The 20,134-nt window shown below is 54.4% G+C and carries 23 protein-coding genes and 1 tRNA gene; 7 read left to right on the top strand and 17 right to left on the bottom strand.

Going from position 1 to position 20,134, the window contains the following annotated elements; all coding sequences use genetic code 11:
- Window positions 1-38 precede the first annotated feature (38 nt).
- On the bottom strand, window positions 39-1,328 hold the full coding sequence (locus A9753_RS01555; RefSeq protein WP_067779211.1) for an adenylosuccinate synthase: 1,290 nt from the start codon (window positions 1,326-1,328) through the stop codon (window positions 39-41).
- A 255-nt stretch (window positions 1,329-1,583) separates the two neighbouring features.
- On the opposite strand from A9753_RS01555, the gene A9753_RS10155 reads away from it, so the two are divergent.
- The 3 genes from A9753_RS10155 to A9753_RS01560 all read left to right on the top strand — a co-directional run bounded on the left by A9753_RS10155 (window position 1,584) and on the right by A9753_RS01560 (window position 2,790).
- Window positions 1,584-1,913, top strand: coding sequence for a peptidase inhibitor family I36 protein (locus A9753_RS10155; RefSeq protein ID WP_425394242.1), 330 nt, complete (start codon window positions 1,584-1,586; stop codon window positions 1,911-1,913).
- 383 nt (window positions 1,914-2,296) lie between these two features.
- On the top strand, window positions 2,297-2,473 hold the full coding sequence (locus tag A9753_RS09730) for a hypothetical protein (RefSeq protein ID WP_176702702.1): 177 nt from the start codon (window positions 2,297-2,299) through the stop codon (window positions 2,471-2,473).
- The gene (locus A9753_RS01560) at window positions 2,470-2,790 is read left to right on the top strand and encodes a hypothetical protein (RefSeq protein WP_067779214.1); all 321 of its coding nucleotides are present in this window, start codon (window positions 2,470-2,472) and stop codon (window positions 2,788-2,790) included. The genes A9753_RS09730 and A9753_RS01560 overlap by 4 nt, the downstream gene beginning before the upstream one ends.
- Before the next feature lie 153 nt (window positions 2,791-2,943).
- Here A9753_RS01560 and A9753_RS01565 read toward each other — a convergent pair whose 3' ends face one another.
- The 12 genes from A9753_RS01565 to A9753_RS01615 all read right to left on the bottom strand — a co-directional run bounded on the left by A9753_RS01565 (window position 2,944) and on the right by A9753_RS01615 (window position 12,119).
- Window positions 2,944-3,621, bottom strand: a complete 678-nt coding sequence (locus A9753_RS01565) for an ABC transporter permease (protein WP_141673247.1) — start codon at window positions 3,619-3,621, stop codon at window positions 2,944-2,946.
- Between the two features lie 27 nt (window positions 3,622-3,648).
- Window positions 3,649-3,858: a hypothetical protein gene (locus A9753_RS09580; RefSeq protein WP_141673249.1), complete on the bottom strand. Its 210-nt coding sequence runs from the start codon at window positions 3,856-3,858 to the stop codon at window positions 3,649-3,651.
- 164 nt (window positions 3,859-4,022) lie between these two features.
- Complete coding sequence (locus tag A9753_RS01570; protein ID WP_067779220.1) at window positions 4,023-4,409, bottom strand: hypothetical protein; 387 nt, start codon at window positions 4,407-4,409, stop codon at window positions 4,023-4,025.
- Window positions 4,410-4,424: 15 nt separating this feature from the next.
- Window positions 4,425-4,724 (bottom strand): hypothetical protein, encoded by a 300-nt coding sequence (locus tag A9753_RS01575; RefSeq protein WP_067779223.1) that lies wholly within the window; start codon window positions 4,722-4,724, stop codon window positions 4,425-4,427.
- The gene (locus tag A9753_RS01580; protein ID WP_083090245.1) at window positions 4,721-5,275 is read right to left on the bottom strand and encodes a peptidoglycan-binding domain-containing protein; all 555 of its coding nucleotides are present in this window, start codon (window positions 5,273-5,275) and stop codon (window positions 4,721-4,723) included. The genes A9753_RS01575 and A9753_RS01580 overlap by 4 nt, the downstream gene beginning before the upstream one ends.
- A complete protein-coding gene (locus A9753_RS01585) occupies window positions 5,275-5,619 on the bottom strand; it encodes a hypothetical protein (RefSeq protein WP_141673251.1) in 345 nt (114 codons plus the stop codon). Before A9753_RS01585 ends, A9753_RS01580 begins: the two co-directional genes overlap by 1 nt.
- 328 nt (window positions 5,620-5,947) lie before the next feature.
- Window positions 5,948-6,997 carry a class II fructose-bisphosphate aldolase gene (fbaA, locus tag A9753_RS01590; RefSeq protein WP_067779232.1) on the bottom strand — a complete coding sequence of 350 codons (1,050 nt, stop codon included), beginning with the start codon at window positions 6,995-6,997 and terminating at the stop codon, window positions 5,948-5,950.
- A gap of 212 nt (window positions 6,998-7,209) precedes the next feature.
- A complete protein-coding gene (locus A9753_RS01595) occupies window positions 7,210-7,926 on the bottom strand; it encodes a TrmH family RNA methyltransferase (RefSeq protein WP_176702703.1) in 717 nt (238 codons plus the stop codon).
- 41 nt (window positions 7,927-7,967) lie between these two features.
- Window positions 7,968-8,537, bottom strand: coding sequence for an orotate phosphoribosyltransferase (pyrE, locus tag A9753_RS01600; RefSeq protein WP_067780254.1), 570 nt, complete (start codon window positions 8,535-8,537; stop codon window positions 7,968-7,970).
- Window positions 8,538-8,649: 112 nt separating this feature from the next.
- Window positions 8,650-9,537 carry a carbohydrate ABC transporter permease gene (locus A9753_RS01605; protein WP_067780257.1) on the bottom strand — a complete coding sequence of 296 codons (888 nt, stop codon included), beginning with the start codon at window positions 9,535-9,537 and terminating at the stop codon, window positions 8,650-8,652.
- 92 nt (window positions 9,538-9,629) lie between these two features.
- Window positions 9,630-10,616, bottom strand: a complete 987-nt coding sequence (locus A9753_RS01610) for a carbohydrate ABC transporter permease (RefSeq protein ID WP_083090181.1) — start codon at window positions 10,614-10,616, stop codon at window positions 9,630-9,632.
- 156 nt (window positions 10,617-10,772) lie between these two features.
- Window positions 10,773-12,119 carry an ABC transporter substrate-binding protein gene (locus A9753_RS01615; protein WP_067779241.1) on the bottom strand — a complete coding sequence of 449 codons (1,347 nt, stop codon included), beginning with the start codon at window positions 12,117-12,119 and terminating at the stop codon, window positions 10,773-10,775.
- Window positions 12,120-12,374: 255 nt separating this feature from the next.
- Between A9753_RS01615 and A9753_RS01620 the strand changes: the two genes are divergently transcribed.
- Window positions 12,375-13,169 carry an exodeoxyribonuclease III gene (locus A9753_RS01620; RefSeq protein ID WP_067779243.1) on the top strand — a complete coding sequence of 265 codons (795 nt, stop codon included), beginning with the start codon at window positions 12,375-12,377 and terminating at the stop codon, window positions 13,167-13,169.
- A 24-nt stretch (window positions 13,170-13,193) separates the two neighbouring features.
- Here the strand turns inward: A9753_RS01620 and A9753_RS01625 are convergent, their stop codons facing one another.
- Window positions 13,194-13,964: a serine hydrolase domain-containing protein gene (locus tag A9753_RS01625; protein WP_067780263.1), complete on the bottom strand. Its 771-nt coding sequence runs from the start codon at window positions 13,962-13,964 to the stop codon at window positions 13,194-13,196.
- Between the two features lie 183 nt (window positions 13,965-14,147).
- On the opposite strand from A9753_RS01625, the gene A9753_RS01630 reads away from it, so the two are divergent.
- On the top strand, window positions 14,148-14,726 hold the full coding sequence (locus tag A9753_RS01630) for a 3'-5' exonuclease (RefSeq protein ID WP_176702704.1): 579 nt from the start codon (window positions 14,148-14,150) through the stop codon (window positions 14,724-14,726).
- A gap of 168 nt (window positions 14,727-14,894) precedes the next feature.
- Here A9753_RS01630 and A9753_RS01635 read toward each other — a convergent pair whose 3' ends face one another.
- From A9753_RS01635 to A9753_RS09920, 3 genes are read right to left on the bottom strand one after another with little or no spacing between them, the layout of a single operon-like run.
- The gene (locus A9753_RS01635; protein WP_176702705.1) at window positions 14,895-15,968 is read right to left on the bottom strand and encodes a hypothetical protein; all 1,074 of its coding nucleotides are present in this window, start codon (window positions 15,966-15,968) and stop codon (window positions 14,895-14,897) included.
- Window positions 15,955-16,563, bottom strand: a complete 609-nt coding sequence (dcd, locus tag A9753_RS01640; protein ID WP_067779249.1) for a dCTP deaminase — start codon at window positions 16,561-16,563, stop codon at window positions 15,955-15,957. Before dcd ends, A9753_RS01635 begins: the two co-directional genes overlap by 14 nt.
- A gap of 5 nt (window positions 16,564-16,568) precedes the next feature.
- Window positions 16,569-17,168 carry a DUF4234 domain-containing protein gene (locus tag A9753_RS09920; protein ID WP_083090183.1) on the bottom strand — a complete coding sequence of 200 codons (600 nt, stop codon included), beginning with the start codon at window positions 17,166-17,168 and terminating at the stop codon, window positions 16,569-16,571.
- A gap of 147 nt (window positions 17,169-17,315) precedes the next feature.
- On the opposite strand from A9753_RS09920, the gene A9753_RS01650 reads away from it, so the two are divergent.
- A tRNA-Gly gene (locus A9753_RS01650) sits at window positions 17,316-17,389 on the top strand.
- Window positions 17,390-17,684: 295 nt separating this feature from the next.
- A complete protein-coding gene (locus tag A9753_RS01655; protein WP_067779252.1) occupies window positions 17,685-19,919 on the top strand; it encodes a protein-arginine deiminase family protein in 2,235 nt (744 codons plus the stop codon).
- Window positions 19,920-20,134 lie beyond the last annotated feature (215 nt).

The following is a 20,134-nucleotide window of genomic DNA, read 5'->3' on the forward strand; positions in this document are numbered from 1 at the left end:
AATGATTGCCCCGCCCCTTCACGTCATTCAAGTGAGCGTCAGTCTCCCAGAAGTGCGTGACGCTGGATTGTTGCTTCACGACCTGGGCCCACGCCGATGGCGCTAATGCGGCAGCCGGCAAGTTCTTCGATGCGCAGGACGTAATCCTGTGCAGCCTTAGGGAGGTCATCGAAGGTGCGTGCGGTGGAGATGTCTTCGCTCCAGCCGGGCAGGTATTCGTAAACGGGGATGGCGTGGTGGAAATCCGTCTGGGTAAGCGGCATTTCATCCATGCGCTGGCCGTCAACGTCATAGGCCACACAGACGGGAATCTGTTCGTGACCAGTGAGAACGTCGAGCTTAGTCATAACTAAATCAGTCAGACCATTGACACGCGCAGCGTATCGGGTAATCACTGCATCGTGCCAACCACAGCGGCGCGGGCGACCGGTGGTCACACCGTATTCGCCACCTTCTTCGCGCAAGCGCTCACCCATCTCGTCGTTAAGTTCAGTGGGGAACGGTCCTTCACCCACGCGGGTGGTGTAGGCCTTGACTACGCCCACCACGGCGTCGATACGCGTGGGGCCCACGCCGGTACCGGTGCACGCACCTCCACTGGTGGGGTTAGAGGAGGTAACGAAGGGGTAAGTGCCATGGTCGATGTCGAGCATGGTGGCCTGACCGGCTTCGAAGAGAACGGTCTTGCCCTCATCAAGTGCCTTGTTGAGCAGCAGAGAGCAGTCCACCACCATGGGACGGACGCGATCAGCGTAGGAAAGCAGTTCGTCTGCTACCTCGTCAGGGTCGATAGCGGGACGGTTGAACACCTTGAGGAAGAGGGAGTTCTTGTTATCCAGCGCCGCATGGACCTTCTGGCGCAAGATGGATTCGTCGAAAAGGTCCTGTACGCGCAGACCGATGCGATTCATCTTGTCTGCGTAGGTGGGGCCGATACCTCGACCTGTGGTGCCCAGTTGGCGTGAGCCGAGGAAACGCTCGGTAGTGCGGTCCAGCACGCGGTTATAGGAGGGGATGAGGTGAGCGTTGGCGCTAATGAGGAGGGAGGATGCGTCCTTACCTCGTGACTCAATTTCAGCGATTTCCTGGAAGAGAACGTCTAAGTCCACCACTACACCGTTACCAATGACGGGGGTGACTCCGGGAGTAAGTACGCCGGCCGGCAGGAGATGGAAGGCGAACTTCTCTCCATCGATCACAACGGTATGACCGGCATTGTTACCACCGTTGAACTTCACCACATAATCGACGTTCTGACCGAACTGGTCTGTGGCTTTGCCTTTACCTTCGTCGCCCCATTGAGTTCCAACGACTACCACGGCTGGCATGTGTGCTCCCAAAATATTGTGTCAAACGGGCAGCAAGGTGCATGCCCACCGATAAGACTACTGGACTTACCTCAACAAGCCCATCGGAACACTTCCAATGAACAGATATGCATAGTTAGGCATAAGGGTCTTTACACCCCACACAAACTCCCCTAAAATGAGACCTACCTCATATTTACTCAATGAGGAGCGCGCCATGAAATTCATCAAAAAATCACCGCGCTCGCCGCACTAGCAACACTTAGCCTGGGAGTCATACCTGCAGCAACAGCAGCCCCTAACCACTGTGACAGTGGCGCCGCATGCGTGCGGAAGGAAAGCAATTTTCAAACCAATGGCAGTACGTACGCAAATGTACAGTTCGAGTACTACATTCAAGACTTCAGCCACTGGAACTATCGAAGCACTGGAATCAATGCGAATGATTCAATTTCATCTGTGGCAAATAATGGTACTCAGTGCATAGCCACTTTCTTCCAACATTCAAATTATCAGGGATGGTCCTTCGTCGTTTCCCTCGGGAATTCGCGCTCAAGCCTTGCTTGGAAATATAATGATGAAGTTTCTTCAGCAAAGTTCCGCTAATGAATCCCCGTAACCGCTTTTACACACTCACCATCCTGGCCATATGCACTCTTGGAATAGCGGCTGGGTGCGGTGGTACTACGCAGACAGCATCGCCACCGCCACCAAAAGAGCCCGCCCCGCTAGATCAAATTGATTCATGGCCCCTTCCCACGGATGAATATATTCTTCGTTATGCCCCTCTTTGGGAAGCTGCATAGAACGCAGCGTTAAGCCAGTGCGCACAGGAACAAGGGGCTGCCTATCCTCGGATCAACTATGATGTGAATACTCCAAGGCCTGCAACAGAATCAATGTCAGGAAGGCAAATCTTCACGGTGAAGATCGCGGAAACTTGGGGGTAGCACCGTCAGAATTTTTCACCAGCACCAATTGAAGACCGATTGGCCGCCAATAGTTTCAAAGCACCCCCAGGAAAAGACGATGTGATCACTGATTGCACCGAACAATTGAAGAGCACTGAAGAATTTAAAGAAATACCCGATTTAGATTTCAGTGGCTTAAATGGTAGCGAAACTGAGAGCGTGAAAAAACTGTCAGCTCATGGCGTGAATGTATGACACCTTTAGGAATAGCCGACCTAAATAACGATCCAGAAGGAGGCGCTCCCCCTTCTCAATCCCTCTTCGACCGGTTTGTGCCCTCAGGAATGCCCTTCATTGATGATCCCTCTGCCGTGAGTAGTGAGGAAAAAGACTTAGCCGTTCAAGATACTCAATGCAGGCAATCCTCTGGATATACCGAAGCACTCTACACAGCAGAGTGGGCTTTGGCCTCACAATTCGTTGTAGAACATCAGGACGAATTAAACGCGGGCAAAGCGCAAATGGATAAGCAAGCCGAACTTCATCGCCAGCGTCTATCAGGAAACCCCTAACCCGTATCTCAGACTCAGAACATCCGTTCACCCGCGTTCGGTGGGGTGATGGGCACCGTACTCACACGGCGCCCATCACCCCACCGAACGCATATATCAACCTCACAGTGAAATCTCCGCCCATCATGGTGGAAATACACAATCGGCCCAGCACTACGCTGAGCGCAAAGCATGTGAAGGCTGGATACGCGAGGCTCGCAAGGTAGCGACAAAACCGCCCAGAAGACCTACAACAACCCCACCACATATCCCCAAAGGAATCATGAACGGGTTGAGAACTGGCTGCCAATGCCGAACCGCAGTCACCATCAACACAGCAATGACCGCAAGGTACACACCAATAATTCCCCCGAAGAGACCAAGAATTAATCCCTCGGCTTGAACCAGGCCTACGATATGAATACGTCTCGCTCCAATAGCACGCCTCAAACCAAACTCACCTGCACGCTGAAAAACCGCAGAAGTCATCGAATTGGTCAAAGAAAGCACTGCAGCAAGAAGCGTCACCACTGTCAACGTCACAAGCATGATTGCCACGTTACTTTCAATAACATCCCTCAATTGACGGGGATCAGGCGGCGAATCCACGTCAACCTCATCACTAGCAAAAGGAGCCCAGGCAAGAGGGGCTTGTTGAGCAACTTGACCTGCTGCACCTGGCAAAACCTTGATGTCCACAGTGACGTAATCGCTAGACAAAGCCAAATCCTTGGCAACAGCATCCGACACAATCACCGCATTCAACACATTCAATTGCAATCCAGCATCACGAACTATGCCCACCACAGTGAGAGGACGACCATTGATCCACACCACCGGAGATGCATGCAAAGGACCAATATCTAATCGCTGAGCTGCTTAGTAGCCCACAAGAGCCTCATCGGCAGCCAGTTGCAGCCTTGCTAAACTCTCTGGAGTCATTGTGACTATTTGCGGAGAACAGTACCCATCAATCAGACCGACCACCGGAAGTTTTTGCGAAGGATTCTTCTGAGGGTGAGCAGTAACGTCCGCCCCTTCATAGGTGAAAAACGCATAGGCATCCTTAACACCTGCAAGTGCTTTCACACGTGCTAAACCCGCAGAACGATGAAGGCGCTCGCTACGAATCCCACCACTGTCATCATCTCCATGAAACTACATAGTCATAGACACACGTTGATTACGCTGGGCATCAAAAACGTCAGAGACCTGATAACGAGCGATATCCGCTAAACCTATCGTAGTAAGCGCTAACCCCACTCCCAGCGCACTGCAGTAATCAAAGCCCAGGTTCTCCTGCGACCGCTAATCAGCCCATCCCAGGCATCACCAATGCAATCCCACAAACGGAGTCGAAACGCCACGCCTTGTTGGGCAATGATGCTGACTTGGGCCTCATCGCCAGTAACGTCAGAAGAATTCTCATGAGCAAACTGAGCCTCAGTAATATCACGAACAGGCAAAACTTCACGAACAACTCCGTCAGCCACATGAATTCGTCGTTGAGCACGTGCCGCAACATCTGAATCGTGCGTCACAATAATGACAGTTCTGCCACATCGATGGAGACGCTCAAGAGTATCCATCACCTGCAGACCACTCAGAGAATCCAAATTGCCTGTGGACTCATCAGCCACTACAACGTCAGCCCCTCACATACCACTCACACAACCAGTTTGAGTAATACGGACGAGAGAAAAATGGTCACCCTGATCAACCATGACAGTACTCTGCCCTGAGGAATCTTCAGCGATAGCCCGTTGAGGAACAAGTAAAATGTCATGCTGAGGCGGCACAAGATTAAGGGTCACCACAATATCCTCGCGACCCGCCCACTGTTCAGGATACGAACCATTAACGGGAACAAATGTCACTTGATACGAATCTGCCGCACCGTCTCCATAGGTTTGTTTACTTCCAGAATTCTGCTCAACAACCTCAACAGGAGTCACATCACTAATACGAAGAGGAACGGTTGAGTCCCCCTTTGCGCAGAACCATCAATCGTGTCATTGAGGCCAGAAGCCACAGAAGCAGGAATCGTGGCTGTTAGCGTTAGGTCAGTTCCGCTTACGCTCACCTGAGCCGTCTCGGATGTCAGCACAGTTCCCACCGGCGGAACCGAATTCACCTGCGCAGGCAGACAAGAGAGCATCACGAACTCGCTGCGTGGAACACGAATACGAACAGCGCCTTTCGCCTGAGAGTCTGAGGTCGCAGACGTGTTTTCTCTACCACTTTCTACCGGCGAACCCTGGGTACGTGTTGATGTAGTCCCTGAGTCATCATGTGCACTGCGAGATTGAGAGGGGACACTCACAGTCAAAGATGACGATCCAACGCGCGCATACAGATCCTTCACACACTGAGCGGTGTACGAACCAAACACTCCATCAACAGCTACGTCATAGCCATTATTGCGCAGAGCCTGTTGGAGCATGCGGACATCATCACCTTCATCACCTTCCACAAGGTCACGAAAAAGTGGATAACTCCCGCCCATCACAAAACAGGGCGATCATTAACCCACGCAATAACAGAACCTGACACCAACTGCGCACCGGGTTCAACACCAGGTGCAGTCACCACCGCAGAATCCCCCTCATGCAGCGGAAAAACGAACGATGAGGAATCATTCAACGTTGCCGTTGCCATAGTGGTAGTGCGCTGAACAAGGTCACCTTTCTCCACCGCAACAAGAATAGGTTCGACAGTCGGCGGAGCAGCTGCAGCAGCACGTTGTGATGGCGATTGGAAACGAGAAGCAGCCATCCATGTTGCCCCAACAAGAATCAGGGCACCAATGATCATCGCAGCAATCATCCAATATTTACGCGATGCGCTCATTTGCCCACTCATGCCCCACCCCAAGCCGATTTTTATAATGAAAACTGCACCTCTATTTAAGAAACTTTACAACTTTCACGAGGACCTTTGTTCTCAATGACAAAGAAAAATCAGCGGTTTTCCCCGGGGAGAGCACACGTCTAATAGCCACATACCAATTCACAACACATGAGGGCGCACTACATGCGCGAAAAAGAATCCCGCAATCGCGAACAAACACAACCAGAAAAACAGACGTGTGGGGGACCACGAGAAAATCCCCGTGGTCCCCCACTGTCAATAATTCACAGGCTTAGGTGAAAATTATTCCTCACCTGCCAGTTATGGCTCAGCGCTTGGCGGAGCCGACGGAGCCCAGGCGCTCGCAAGCCTCAACAACGCGAGCGGCCATGCCCTTCTCAGCAGCCTTGCCCCATGCGCGGGGATCGTAAGCCTTCTTGTTGCCGACTTCGCCGTCAATCTTAAGAACACCGTCGTAGTTCTTGAACATGTGGTCAACAACGGGACGGGTGAAGGCGTACTGGGTGTCAGTGTCAACGTTCATCTTGATAACGCCGTTGCGCACTGCGGTAGCAATTTCTTCTTCGGTGGAGCCGGAGCCGCCGTGCATCACCAGATCGAACGGGGAGGACTTGTCCCCAACCTTGCTGGAGAGACGATCACCAAGGCGCTTAGCAACCTCATCCTGGATTTCGCCGAGGATTTCGGGGCGGAGCTTGACGTGGCCGGGCTTGTAGGAGCCGTGGACGTTACCGAAGGTCAGAGCGGTGATGTAACGGCCGTTTTCGCCCAGGCCGAGAGCCTCGATGGCCTTCCATGCATCATCAGCGGTGGTGTAGAGGTTTGCGTTCTCTTCACCCTTGATGCCGTCTTCTTCGCCGCCAACGGCGCCGATCTCAATTTCGAGGATGACGTTGGCTGCCTTGGCGCGTGCCAGCATGTCAACGGCGATTTCGATGTTGTCATCGAGTGATTCAGCAGAGCCATCCCACATGTGGGAGTTGAACATAGGCAGTTCGCCGCGCTTAACCTGCTCTGCCTCAATCTCAAGAAGGGGGAGGATCCAGGGCTCAAGCATGGCCTTGGGGCAGTGGTCAGTGTGAAGACCAACAACGCCGGGGTAGAGATCGCCAACTGCACGTGCGTAGGCGGCGAAAGCGATGGAGCCCTTGACCTTGTCCAGGCGGGAAGAGCCGGACCAGTATGCGGCGCCGCCGTTGGAGATCTGAACGATACCGTCAGACTCTGCTTCGGCGAAGCCCTGGAGGGCTGCGGAGAGGGTCTGGGAGGAAGTCACGTTGATGGCGGGGATGGCGTACTTGCCAGCCTTCGCGCGATCAAGCATGTCTGCATATGATTCCGGGGTTGCAATGGCCACTGTGTGCCTCCTGCTTTCGAGATTGTTTATTGCATTGGATGCGCTTCATTCTCCCACATCTGAAGCGGAAGAGAAAAGGAAAAAAGGCCCTATTTCAGTCGTAGTAACCAATTAATAGGGTGAATCAGATGGGTGCGTTATCATCAGGCACTCACCTAGCCCACATGTATCCCTATGCAACACACGGGATGAGCCAAAAACCAATGCGTTGCTTAGTCCGGTGCCGTTCCACCGTGCTGCACAATCCATGTGTGCATGGCAATAGCAGCTGCAGCTGACACGTTGATTGAGCGTGTCGAACCGTACTGACCAATGCGAAGTAAACGCGGGCAATGGCTGAGTAGTTCCGAAGAAATACCGTCACTTTCTGAGCCCATGACCAGCACGCAACGTTCAGGCAGGTCCGCCTGTTCAAGAAGGGTGGAGCCTTCACCGTTATCGATAGCGATCAGTTCGAGGCTATTGTCCTGCGCCCATTGGGCGAAATCTGCCGGAGTGGGATGGTGGTAAACGCTCAAGTAGCGGTCAGTCACCATGGCGCCACGCCGGTTCCATCGTCGCCGTCCGACGACGTGCACTCCCCCAACGTTGAACGCGTTGGCAGTGCGCACAATCGAGCCGATATTGAGATCGTGACTCACGTTCTCAATGGCCACGTGCATGCCGTGCGCGCGAGATGCGAGTTCTTCTTTGATAGCTTCAACGCTCCAGTAGCGGAATCGATCCACAACGTTTCGGCGATCACCTTTGTAGAGGAGATCACGATCGTAGTGAGGGTCAGTGGGCCACTGTGACCAGTGGGACGGCCAGGGGCCTACGCCAACTTCTTCATCCTGAGTGTAGGGGGCATCAGAGGAATCCTCGATTGGAGCAGACGGCAATGTGCACTCACCAGCGTGGGACACTTCAAGTCCCTCAGAGGTTTTCATATGAGGACAGTCATGTGATTCAGGTGTAGACATCTGAATCGTTATGCCAGGTCCAGATCGTCCAGGCCGAGCGCAGCGTAGTAGGGCATACCTTCGGCTTCGATACGTTCACGGGCACCCGTGTCACGGTCAACGATGACGGCCACAGCGAGGACTTCAGCGCCTGCTTCACGCAGAGCCTTAGCTGCCTGGAGAGGTGACCCACCAGTGGTGGAGGTATCTTCAAGAACCACCACACGCTTACCTTCAACGCTGGGGCCTTCAATCTGGCGCTTCATGCCGTGATCCTTGGCTTCCTTGCGCACGACGAACGCATCCACATCCAGTCCGCGGGATGCTGCAGCATGCATGATGGCTGCGGCCACCGGGTCAGCCCCCATAGTCAGGCCACCGACGGCATCAATATCGTCAGTGGTCAGGCCTGCTTCTTCAAGCATGTCCAGCATGACATGACCAATAAGAGGAGCTGCTTCGTGATGGAGGGTTGCTCGACGCATATCCACGTAGAAGTCAGACTCAAGGCCTGAGGCGAGGGTGACCTTGCCACGAACCACGGCGAGTTCATTGACAAGTTGGGCAAGGCGGGCGCGATTGGGATCGTTAGTCATCACAACTCCATCGTAGTTCACCGATGAATCTCAGACACTCTTGACACCAAGAAAACCGTGGGGGCCCGGGCGCAAGCGCCCGGGCCCCCACGGCAAGGAGAGCAATAAAAACGTCTTAGCCCTTCACGGCACCAGCGGCCAGACCGGACTGCCAGTACTTCTGGAGGAAGAGGAAGAGAACCATCAGCGGTAGCACGCCCAAGAGCGCACCTTGGAGAACTGCGCCGTAGGTCGGATCGAAGTAACTCATCATGCCGTACAGACCGAGGGTCACAGGCTTGAGCGAGTCAGCATTCGTCACCATCATCAAGGGCAGGAGGAAGTTGTTCCAGGTTGCCACGAAGATGAACAGGAAGATGGTCACCATTGCGGGGGCAAGGAGACGCAGCACCATGGTGAAGAAAATACGGAACTCGCCTGCGCCGTCGATACGAGCAGCTTCCATCAGTTCGTCAGGAACAGTGTCGGCGTACATGCGTCCGAGGAACACACCGAAGGGTGAAACACAGGACGGGATGATGATGGCCCACATAGTGTCCGTCAGGCCCAGTGCGTGCATCACCAGGTACAGCGGAATGGTGAGCAGAGCGATGGGCAGGAGCAAACCGGCAAGAACCACATACTGCAGGGAGTTAGATCCGCGGAACTTGAACTTCGCCATGCCATAGCCAGCCATAACGGAGATCAAAGTACCTACTGCACCAGCCACGGTGGAGTAAAGGACGGAATTGGCAACCCAGCGCCAGAACATACCGTGGGTGACAGCAATGAGTGCATGGTAATTGTCAGCCAAGGAGTTCTTGGCGAACCACAGACCATTTGACTGAGCCAAATCACTGTTGGACTTGGTGGCAGAAACCACCAGCCAATAAATCGGGAAAAGGAAGTAAATCAAAACAGCCAAAAGCACAATCCAGGTCACGGTTTTCGCAAACGGTGACGGATCGAGCGCACGAGCATGGTCCGAGGTAGACACACGGTACTGGCGACCATCAGGCAACATGGCGATCTTGTGCCCACGTGTCTTGATCTTGGGGCCCGTAGTGGAAATGTACTTGTCTGTTTCAGCGGTTTGAGCAGTGGTTACAGACATGATCACTTGGCTCCCTTCTTCTGAACCATGGCGTACACAGCGGCGAGCAATGCAGCAATCAGTGCCATAACGATGGAGATGGCGCTGGCCTTATGAGGATCACCGGGGGAGGTCATCATGGTGGAGTAGGCCATCATCATCGGCGTGTATTCCTTACCCATCCATGCCTGGCTGGTCGCCATAACGGTAGGCTCATTGAACAACTGAATGGTGCCGATGATGGAAAGCAGAACAGTCAGTAAGGCTGCGTTGGCGACCATAGGGATCTTAATCTTCGTGGCCACCTGAAGACCGGTAGCACCATCAAGACGTGCCGCTTCATATAACTCATGCGGAATTGCTTGAAGTGCTGCCAAGAAGACGAGCATGTTGTATCCAGTGAATGTCCATGTGGTCATGTTGGCCATGGACGCCAAAACAACATTGGAGGCAAAAAAGTCGATTCCTGTCAGCGAGGCAACCGGTGACAACTGAGGGTTGTACAAGTAAAGCCACACCATCGCAGCAACAATGCCTGGGATGGCATAGGGCAAGAAGTAGCCCAGGCGGAAAATGGTGGCTCGCTTAATGAGGTAGGAGTCCAAGATGAGCGCGAGGAAGAGTGCGCTGAGGATCATCACGGGAATCTGGAAGATGCCGAATAGCATCACGCGCCCCATACCGGTCCAGAACTGCGCGTTGGTGACCACATCGATGTAGTTGCTTAGCCCAACAAAGGAGGTTACGCGCTCGCCACCACCATAAAGACCTCCACCAGCGGAAGTCTTAAAGAAGGACTGGTAGATGCTCACCGCAATCGGAATAAGGAACGTGATGGAAAAGAGGATGGCGAAGGGAGCGGCGAATGCCCAGCCATAGAACGCTTGTCGGCGTGCTCGTGCCTTGATGCTTTTAACATTGGCATCCAGGCGCTGTTCTTCCGTGGAGAAGTGCCGCCCAAGGTCTTCAGGGAGAACGGTGGGGGTGGGGGTATCTGCGTGGCGTGGCATCAGTGTCCTTCGCTCCAGATTGCTGTTTTTCAGTAAAGGCACGTTGACGGGGGCCGCAAGGGGCGCGGCCCCCGTCAATCGTGGAGGTATTAGCCTCACAAGATTGCTAAGAACTGTTGTCCTTAAAGGCGAATGTCTGACATTCGCGGGTCAATCTCATTCAGCGACGTTCACACCAGCTTCCTTGAGGCTAGAAATTGCAGTCTCCTGAGCGGCTGTGAAGATGTCAGCAACCTTGGCTTCCTTGGTGGAAACCTTGCCGCCAACCTCATTCATCTTGGAGCCAACTGCAGGCCAGGTGGGTGCGTAGGGGAAGTCACCATTCATGGTGGCATTAGCCTCAGCGAGGAATGCGAACACATCCTGTCCGCCCCACAACTTCTTGAGGTTTTCAGGGGTTTCGGGGGTTGCAGTATTCGCAGCAACCACAAGTCCCTGGGAGACCAGAGCAGGAATCTGCTGGTTGAACCAGTCAGCGAACTTCACAGCTTCTGCCTTGTGCTTACATCCCTTAATGACACAAACTGCGGAGCCACCATCAGCACCAGTAGAGTTCTTACCTGGCGTGAACTGAGGCAGGTAGGTGACCTGCCATGAAGACTCTTCAACACCCAGGTCACCGAGCATGAAGCCGGGTTCCCAACCTGCTGCGACAGTGCCGATCATGGTGCCGTCCAGAAGGTGAGCTTTCCAGTCATCACCCCAGCGTCCATCTTTAAGGACGAGCATAAGATCTTCATCAAGCAGTTCCTGCTGAATCTTGGCAACCTTCTGAGTTGCTTCGCCGTTGCAGTCAACCTTCCACGCATCGCCATCTGCAGAGAACCAGGTGGCACCTGCAGCGGCAGCCTCACCACTCATACGGTACTGAGACTCATCACCCTGCCAGGTAAAGATGTACTTACCGGCCGCCTTCGCTTTCTTTGCAGCATCCTTGGCTTCATCCCAGGTAGCCGGAGGGGTAATGCCCAGTTCGTCAAATGCTTTCTTGTCGTAAACGTAGACCAGCGGACCAGTATCCTGAGGCAGGCCCACAACTACATCACCCAAGGTGCATTGTCCCATGGGGCCGGCTGCGAAGTGGGCGGCGTAGCCGCCTTCCTTGATTTCTTTCGCAACGTCCTCAAGGTCACCTGCGAGATACTCGGAAGCAATTTCACCATAGCCAATCTGGGACAGATCAGGAGCGTCACCAGCCTTCACGGCCTGAGCGATCTTTGCGTAGGACTCCTGCGCGTTGCCCTCGAACTTCTTGGCGGTGACCTGAATGTCAGGGTTTTCCTTGTTCCACTGTTCGACTACTTCATCAACAGTGGTCATGCCTTCCTTGTCAGGCAAACGGTGCCAGTAGGTGAGGTTAACAACTCCGCCAGAGTCACCATCTTTCTTGTCACCGGATGCAGCGCCATCCTTTTTGTCGCCGCATGCAGCCAGGGTGGCGGCCACAGCAACGGCGGCAGAGCCAGCCAGGACCTGGCGGCGGGTAGCTGTTGTGATCCTCATGAAACTCTCCTTCGAGTCAGTGTGTAGCCGTTGGTACGGCACATGAGCGAGTCAATCATGCGCACGCACATGGATCTCGTGAAATACATTACGTCCGTTCCTGAGCGACGTCAACCGTTTTTGGTGACATTTGTGCAACAAATCGTCAACAATGACGCAAAACGCACAAAAACCAACAACACGCCTAGACCAGTAGGGCGCCGAGCGAACACTCTCGCACATACACGCACCACAATCGTCACATACGCTTGATCTATGCGTATCGCTACATGGAACATCAACTCTGTCCGTACCCGAGTGGAGCGTGTCATCGCCGTCCTTGAGCGTCACTCCATCGATGTTCTGGCGATGCAAGAAATCAAATGCCGTCCAGATCAATTCCCCCTCGCTCCTTTTGAAAAAGCCGGATATGAGGTGGCTATCCATGGGCTCAATCAATGGAACGGTGTGGCCATCGCTTCCCGCGTAGGCATGAGTAATATCCGCACCGAGTTCCCTGGGCAACCCGGCTGGTCCTCCAAACCCGGCACTGACACTGTTATTGAGGCACGAGCACTGAGTGCCACCTGCCAGGGAGTGGACATCTGGAGCCTCTACGTTCCTAACGGCCGCGAACTGACTCACCCGCATTACACCTACAAACTCCAGTGGCTTGATGCCCTACGTACGAATGCTGCCCACTGGCTTGAGAGTGACCCGAACCTGCAGCTCGCACTCATGGGCGATTGGAATGTCGCACTTCGCGATGAAGACGTCTGGGATATGGAAGCCTTCCGCGGCGCTACCCACGTCTCCCAACCTGAACGCGACGCCTTTACTGCTTTCGAAACCGCGGGCCTAACAGAAGTAACCCGCGAGCGCGTCACGAATTACACTTTTTGGGATTATCAGCAACTGTGCTTCCCCAAGAACAAGGGGATGCGTATTGATTACGTCTACGCCTCCCCTGCTCTTGCCTCTCGGGTGACCGGTGCGCAGATTGACCGCGACGAACGCAAAGGTAAGGGCGCGAGTGATCACGTCCCTGTCATCGTGGACTTAGCAGAGTAAAGGGATGAAAACGGCCGTCGCCAGTCAGTCTGCTTCTCCAAGCCATTCGTACACGGCATCATTGAGTTCTGGCCAGATGGAGCGGTGATAGGAGTTGAACGGCTTGGTTCCCACGAAGGCGGCCTGGATGTCATGGTCAGGATCGCTGTAGATGAAGGAGCCTGCCTGACCAAAGTGTCCCACCGTGCGCGGGCTGGCATGATGTGAGGTCCAGTGCGGGTTCTTAGTGCCACGCACCTCGACTCCTAACCCAAATGGGTTGGGTGTTTGGCGCCCGTATCCCGGCAGTACACCGTCAAGGTCCGGAAATACCGGAGCACAAGCCTGTCCAGCCAATTGTGCATCGACAAGAGTGGGAGCAGCCAACTCACAGGCGAGGGTAGCAACATCCCGTGCGCTACCACGTCCGGCATGCGCAATGGAGCCCTCGACAAAAGTCGAAGCCATCCCTAAAGGTTCAAGAACCTGAGTCTCCAACCATTCCTCGATACCGTAGCCAGTGGACAATTCTAGGTAGTCTCCCATCACTTCGATACCCCTGTTGGAGTAGATGCGACGTGTACCAGGAAGTGACAAGACGGCGTCGGAATCAAAAGCAAGACCGGAAGCATGAGCAAGGAGATGACGGATCGTAGAACCCTCTGGCCCCGCGGGATCATCCAGGCTCATCTGGTCGCGACTAATAGCAACCCATGCGCCCACAGCACCGATAACCTTAGTGACAGACGCAAGGGGGTAAATCTCATCGACGTTGCCCCATGCACCCACGATGCTGCGGCGGTAGCAAAGCACCATGGCGCATTCGAAAGGGAAGCGGGCGAACTGAGTATCAACGGCAGATGAGGAAGTCACAGTCCTACTGTGCCACCACGATGCGCACTCTGGCTACCAGCAGTCGCGATAACATTCACCACGATGAGCCACTTACCACTACCAACCACGTACTCCTTATGCCCGCGCTCAATGGGCACAAAAGAAATGAACACTCACGTGCAGGTGGAGTTCAGCGATTTGTTGGCCATCTCGCCTTACGAGGCCCCTTACGCAGTGATTGACCTGGAAACCACTGGCCTTGACGCGCAGGCAGACGCGATTATCGAAGTGGCCATTGTCCTTGCTGACCCCTCTGGACAGGCAGTAGGGGAGGTGACCACACTCATCAATCCGGGACGTGATACCGGCCCCATCCATATTCACGGCATCACGAATGACGCCGTCCAGCAGGCCCCATCCATTAACTCACTTACCACTCTCATCACCGCGCTCACCTCGGGGCGGATAGTAGTGGCTCACCATACGGGTTTTGATTGCGCTTTCCTTGCTCGCGCACTTGGCCACGAAACATGGGATGGCCCCACCGTTTGTACGCTGCAATGGGCTCGGACATTCTTAGCTACACCATCACGGTCACTGCGAACCTGCTGCGCTGTTGCCGGCATCGAACTCAAGGAGCATCACACTGCTCTCTACGACGCCCATTCGTCACGCCAGTTACTCGCTTACTACCTGGCATCCTGTAAACGTAGGGCTCTAACTCCTCCGTGGTTATTGACTTGAAAACTTTAAGTTCAAGAATCTCCAAGCATGATAACGGTGATAACAATCATCACCATCGAAAGCGCCCGCACAAATACCAATTTCTCTACTTCTCGTGGCTTCAGCGATGAAGATCACTAGAGAAACATCGCAATGTACACCCCGCCCACCGCACTGTAACGACGCGACCTACTCGGGTTGAACACTTAAGTCAACAACGAAGGTGTCGTCATCTACGGCCACGCCACCTGCCGCACGAAGAATCTGCTCAGCTAACGAATCAATCAGTTGGGCCGCGCTAACTCGCTGAGCGTCAAAAGGTTCAGGAGGATAGTCAACAAAGGCCATAGAACGATCTTCAGGAACCCAACGCAGTTCGTACTCCACCACACCTTCACGAGCCCACGGAACTCCTTGAACAGAGAAAGGCAAGAGTTCCACAGCGCGAACCACACACACTACAAGGCCTGGAAGCCGCGAGCCGTTATTATCAGTCAGGGCCATACGCACCGCATAAGAATCGCGAATATCCCCCTGCTCAGCGACAGCGGCTTCGCGAGCCTGTTTCCAAGCCTTTTCCATGGCTTCTTCACCCACAGTCGCCACGATGCGCTCCTGTTCCTTGAGCGGAATCTGCTCAAAGCCCTCACCGGGCTGAGGAGGATTCTCTGGTGGCGAGAGTTCAGCATCAATAGAAGACGAAAAAGGTTTAGCCAGATGTGCCACCGCGTCGGGAGACAACCAGACGGGCGAGTAGAGAATCAGGGCACAATGACGCAGCGGATCGGGAGTGACTAAACGGCCCGTGTCTGCGATGCGCAGGGCGCCACCCAAACGACGTGCGATAGCGGTGGCGTGAAGAAGGGCGCGCAACTCGATACCGGTAGGTTGCTCGGCGTCGAAAGCATCGGCCAGTGGATCACGGCCACGCAATTCGCTGGGTAATTCGCCGGCACGAACATGAGGTACTTGTAGGAAGAATGCGGTTGTTGCCCAGCCAGGAAGGCCGGCCACCAAGGCAATTGACTCATCAATCATCCACGGCCCCTGCAAGTGGGCGCCGGTGAAGAGCTGCAGTTGCGAGGCTCCCACCCAACCCGCGTCTGGGCCGAGGCTCGTGGCAAGCATCTCTACTTCCTCCACGCTCACATCCGAGGGCAAGCACAAGAGATGATGAGAGTCAATCAATCCGATGGGAAAGCCTCCGGCCACGGACAGTGTTGACGGCGACGGAAGCGCTGAGGCTCCATCAGTCATCGGCACGCAGATCCTTATCACTCATCTCAATACGAACTCGGTGGAATCCCAAGTGAGAACGTGAAGCCGTGGGGCCACGCTGACCCTGATAACGCGAACCGGTAGCACCCTGACCGTAAGGAGCACGGGCAGGAGAGGACAGGCGGAAAAAGCACAACTGGCCAATCTTCATGCCCGGCCAGAGCAGAATTGGCATAGTAGCTGTGTTGCTCAGTTCCAAAGTGACGTGACCGGTGAAACCAGGATCGATGAAGCCAGCGGTGGAATGCGTGAGCAGACCAAGACGCCCCAAAGAGGACTTGCCTTCCAAACGTGCAGCAATGCCGTCCCCAAGACTCACTTGCTCATACGTGGCACCAAGGACGAACTCACCAGGATGAAGGACAAAAGGCTCATCAGGACCCACCTCAACCAGACGAGTGAGGTTTTCCTGCTCGACAGAAGGATCAATCACGGAGTAACGATGATTATCAAACAAGCGGAAAAAAGAATCCAAGCGCACATCAATACTGGAAGGCTGGATCATCTGTGGATCATAGGGATCCAGAGCAACTTCACCTGAGGCAATCGAAGCTTCAATATCGCGATCTGACAACAACATGGGAATCAGCCTTCTTGTACGCCGAGGGAACGCCAGTAAGTGTTAATGGCTTCGTTGACCTGGTATAGCCAGACAAAGAAACCAACGATTGGAAGGACCACCCAAAGGCCGGTCAGCGCACTCACGGGGCTTTCCCACCCACGCTGACGGTATGCCTCTTCAACCTCACCAGGGAGGGTGAAGACGATGACGATGCTGACCAGGATAAAGAGTAGAAGGCCTACGACACCCCCCAAGCCATTGGCGGTGGCGCGCTTAAGTTCCTCGTGAACGCTGTAAACCCAATACAGGTAATAAGTGCCAAGAGTAACAATTCCCAGAACGATCACCATGTCAGAGGAGCGAATCTGTCCGGGGACGAATCCCTGTTGAAAACCGGACTGGAGTGTTGGCGAGTATGCCTGCTGTCCCTGGTAGTGCTGACCGTCGAAGCCAGGCTGCTGAGCCTGGTAGCCCTGGTACTGAGTATGCTCCTGGTTGGATTGACCTGCATAAGGCTGGCCATAGGACTGAGAAGCAGACGCGACTGACGGAGCAGACTGCTGGCTAGGATCCGGGGCGGAAGAGTTCCACTGCTGAGGCTGTTGGGGATCGTACGAAGTCACAATGTGGTCCTTTGTTAACACGGACGATTAATAGAGGTGACGAGATAACTAAAGGTAGCCTATACCGGCTTTCGGCATGGACATAGATCGAACCATGACTGAATAACACTGTGGTGTATAGTTAAGCCTGCTCCACTGATGAGCATCGCGGGTGTAGTTCAATGGTAGAACTTCAGCTTCCCAAGCTGACAGCGCGGGTTCGATTCCCGTCACCCGCTCCATTTCCTCGGTAGACGCTTGCTAGTTCTTGGCTCGCCACCTGTTTTTGCCCCTCTGACTGCGTGTTCTTAGCGTTATTGACCACCGCGCGCTTGCGACTCAAACCTTCTCGATTGTTCTTAAGCGCGTTTTTGTCACATTCTCAGTGCTTGCCATTCCTCAGATTCAGCATTCTCACTGCCTAGGCTTCTTCCTCGGTGTAAACGCTCTTATTACTTCATTAAATTCCCCTCTCCCATTTATCGGCATTCACGAATATACTTGCGGCGACCACTCCGGATAATGAGAGTCTTTATCATGTTTAATTTTCTCTCCGCACCACAGGACTCCCCTGTACCTCCATACTGCGTACCCAACTTGAGCAATACGGGCACAGCAACCCAAATCATTGCCATCATTGTCCTCCTACTCCTGACAGTGGGCGTGGGACTCGTTGCTCTACACCGTTCTAAGAAGAGTGCCATTGGCCTTGGCTTAGCGCTTGCACTTATTGGCGTGGGTTTTGCACCCGTCACTGATGCACGGGCGAATGCCGCCAAGCAGTGCCCCGAGGGCTACCACTACGTGGCCTCACTCGACCCGGACAGCAAGGCAACCAAGCCCAGCAGCCAGGATGCAGCCAAGCCCGCACCCTCACAGCCCGAAACTAAAACTCCTAAACCAAGCGAGCCCACTCCTACTCAGCCCACTAGCGCACCTGAGCCCAGCGATCCGGCCAACCCCGGCCAACCTGGCGATGGCGATAACGGCACCACCCCTGGAGTTCCCGCCCCCAAGCCGCTGAACTCCACCGTTGTCCTGGTGGCGGACACCAACCGTGACGGCGTAGCCGATCCCATCAGCGGAGCAGATACAGAAACTGCACCGGCAACTATCGAAAGCGGTGCCGTTTTCCTGGCCAACCTGGACGATTCAGCCCAGGCCTGCCCCATGACCAATAACGAAGGCCAGCCTCTCGAACTTGAAGACCTACGTACCTGCTACGACGCGGCCGATGACGTAGTCAACGGGGACGCAGATCTCGCCGACATGGCCCCCCTTGCATCCGCACCCATGCCTAACCTCAGTGACTCCGCAGCCGGGACAGTCACCGTTGACGCAAATTCCAAGAGCAAGGTTCGCATCTTCATCGAGCGCAATGGCGAGTGGACCGCCCTTAACGAACAAGGCACCGTCACTGCCACTGAACTCAAGGCTGGACTCAACCTCCGCCTTGAGGGCACCGATGTGGTCAAGGACAATCAGTGGAACGGTACTGTAACCGTCACTCTCACCGTGACCGACGGCGATGCAGCAGGTTCTAGTGTCGCTACCCTACGCCAGGCACCCCTACTGACCCAGAACCACCTACAAACCGCAGAAACCCTACTCACACTGACACAAAACAGTGGCTACTTCTCCGGACAACTCGCCACCAACCTCAAACAGATCGCAGAGAAAAACGGCTTCGAAACACAACTCTTCGGAGCCTCTCGCGAAGTATGGGTACAAGACTCCTTCGAACCCATGTACCAGGCTATGCCATCAACCGATGGCATCCACATGATGCGAGTAATGCTAAAAACTGACCAGGTCCGCGGCGTCTTCTCTGACCCAGCCTTCCCCGATCAAGCCCCCGACGCCACAGACAAAACCTCCATCTACCAAGCTCTCTACGGCCTACGCGGCGCAGGGGTGGCCGTACTCGATATTGGTCAGCAACAGAGCGCTTACACGCTTGACTCCGCCGGCAACATTGAAGCTCTGCCGCCCATGCCAGGCTATCCCGCCGGACGCGTCTTACTCGGATACCGCACCCCGGACAACATTCCCGAAGATGCTGACGAAGAAGAACCCCACAAACCGTCCCAGACCATCTCGGACTTCTTCACCTACCAGGGCGCCCAGGATCCCATCTATCTGGATACTTCATTCCTGTCCGTAGGCCATATCGACGAAATGATCACCACCATTCCCGCAGACACTGAACTCGGCTGGAAACTCGTGGTCAGTTCACCCGAAGCCGGCCTAAACATCTACAAGAAACTCCAAGCCGAAGGACACGGCGGCGAACAGTTAATGAGTCACGACGGTGCCGTAGGCACCACCATTGACATCGCCCTAGCCGACGGAAACGCCGACTGGGTCAACCTCAACGCCGAACGCATCATCAACTCCAACATCGAAGTACTCAAAAATGAACTCGGTATCACCGACGCTGACATCATTCGCGTGCCTGTGTTCTATCGTGCCGAAATCGATGACGATGACCCCAACGGCGTCGACCTCTCCGCAAAAACCTATGCCGCTGACTTTGTCCCCAATGCTGTCAACGGCGTAGTAATCAACAAGAACACCTACCTAGCGCCCATGCAATTTGGCCCGGTGATCGAGGGGAAAGATCTCTTCAAGGAAGCAGTTGACGCCGCATTCGCCCAGGCAGGAATGAACGTCATCTACGTAGACACATACCGAACTCTCTACGTTCATGGCGGCGAACTGCACTGCGGAACCAACATGCTACGCACCCCCGTGGCCTACTACCTCAAGTAAGGACCCACACCGGCATAGACATCTCAATCGTGACAGCCACAATTCAGCGCCTCATCATTGAGAGCGAAATGCCAATAGCACCAAGCAGTTCCCTAGACAAAAACCAAGGACCTGCATCGTGGTAGGGGGCGGCCACCCGTAGGGTGGCCGCCCCCTACCAGGCATTTACCACAATATTCAACGTCATTAATGCCGTACTCAATACGCAAACATTA

It is taken from the genome of Actinomyces vulturis, from assembly GCF_001687305.1.
Taxonomy (GTDB): Bacteria; Actinomycetota; Actinomycetes; order Actinomycetales; family Actinomycetaceae; genus Actinomyces; species Actinomyces vulturis.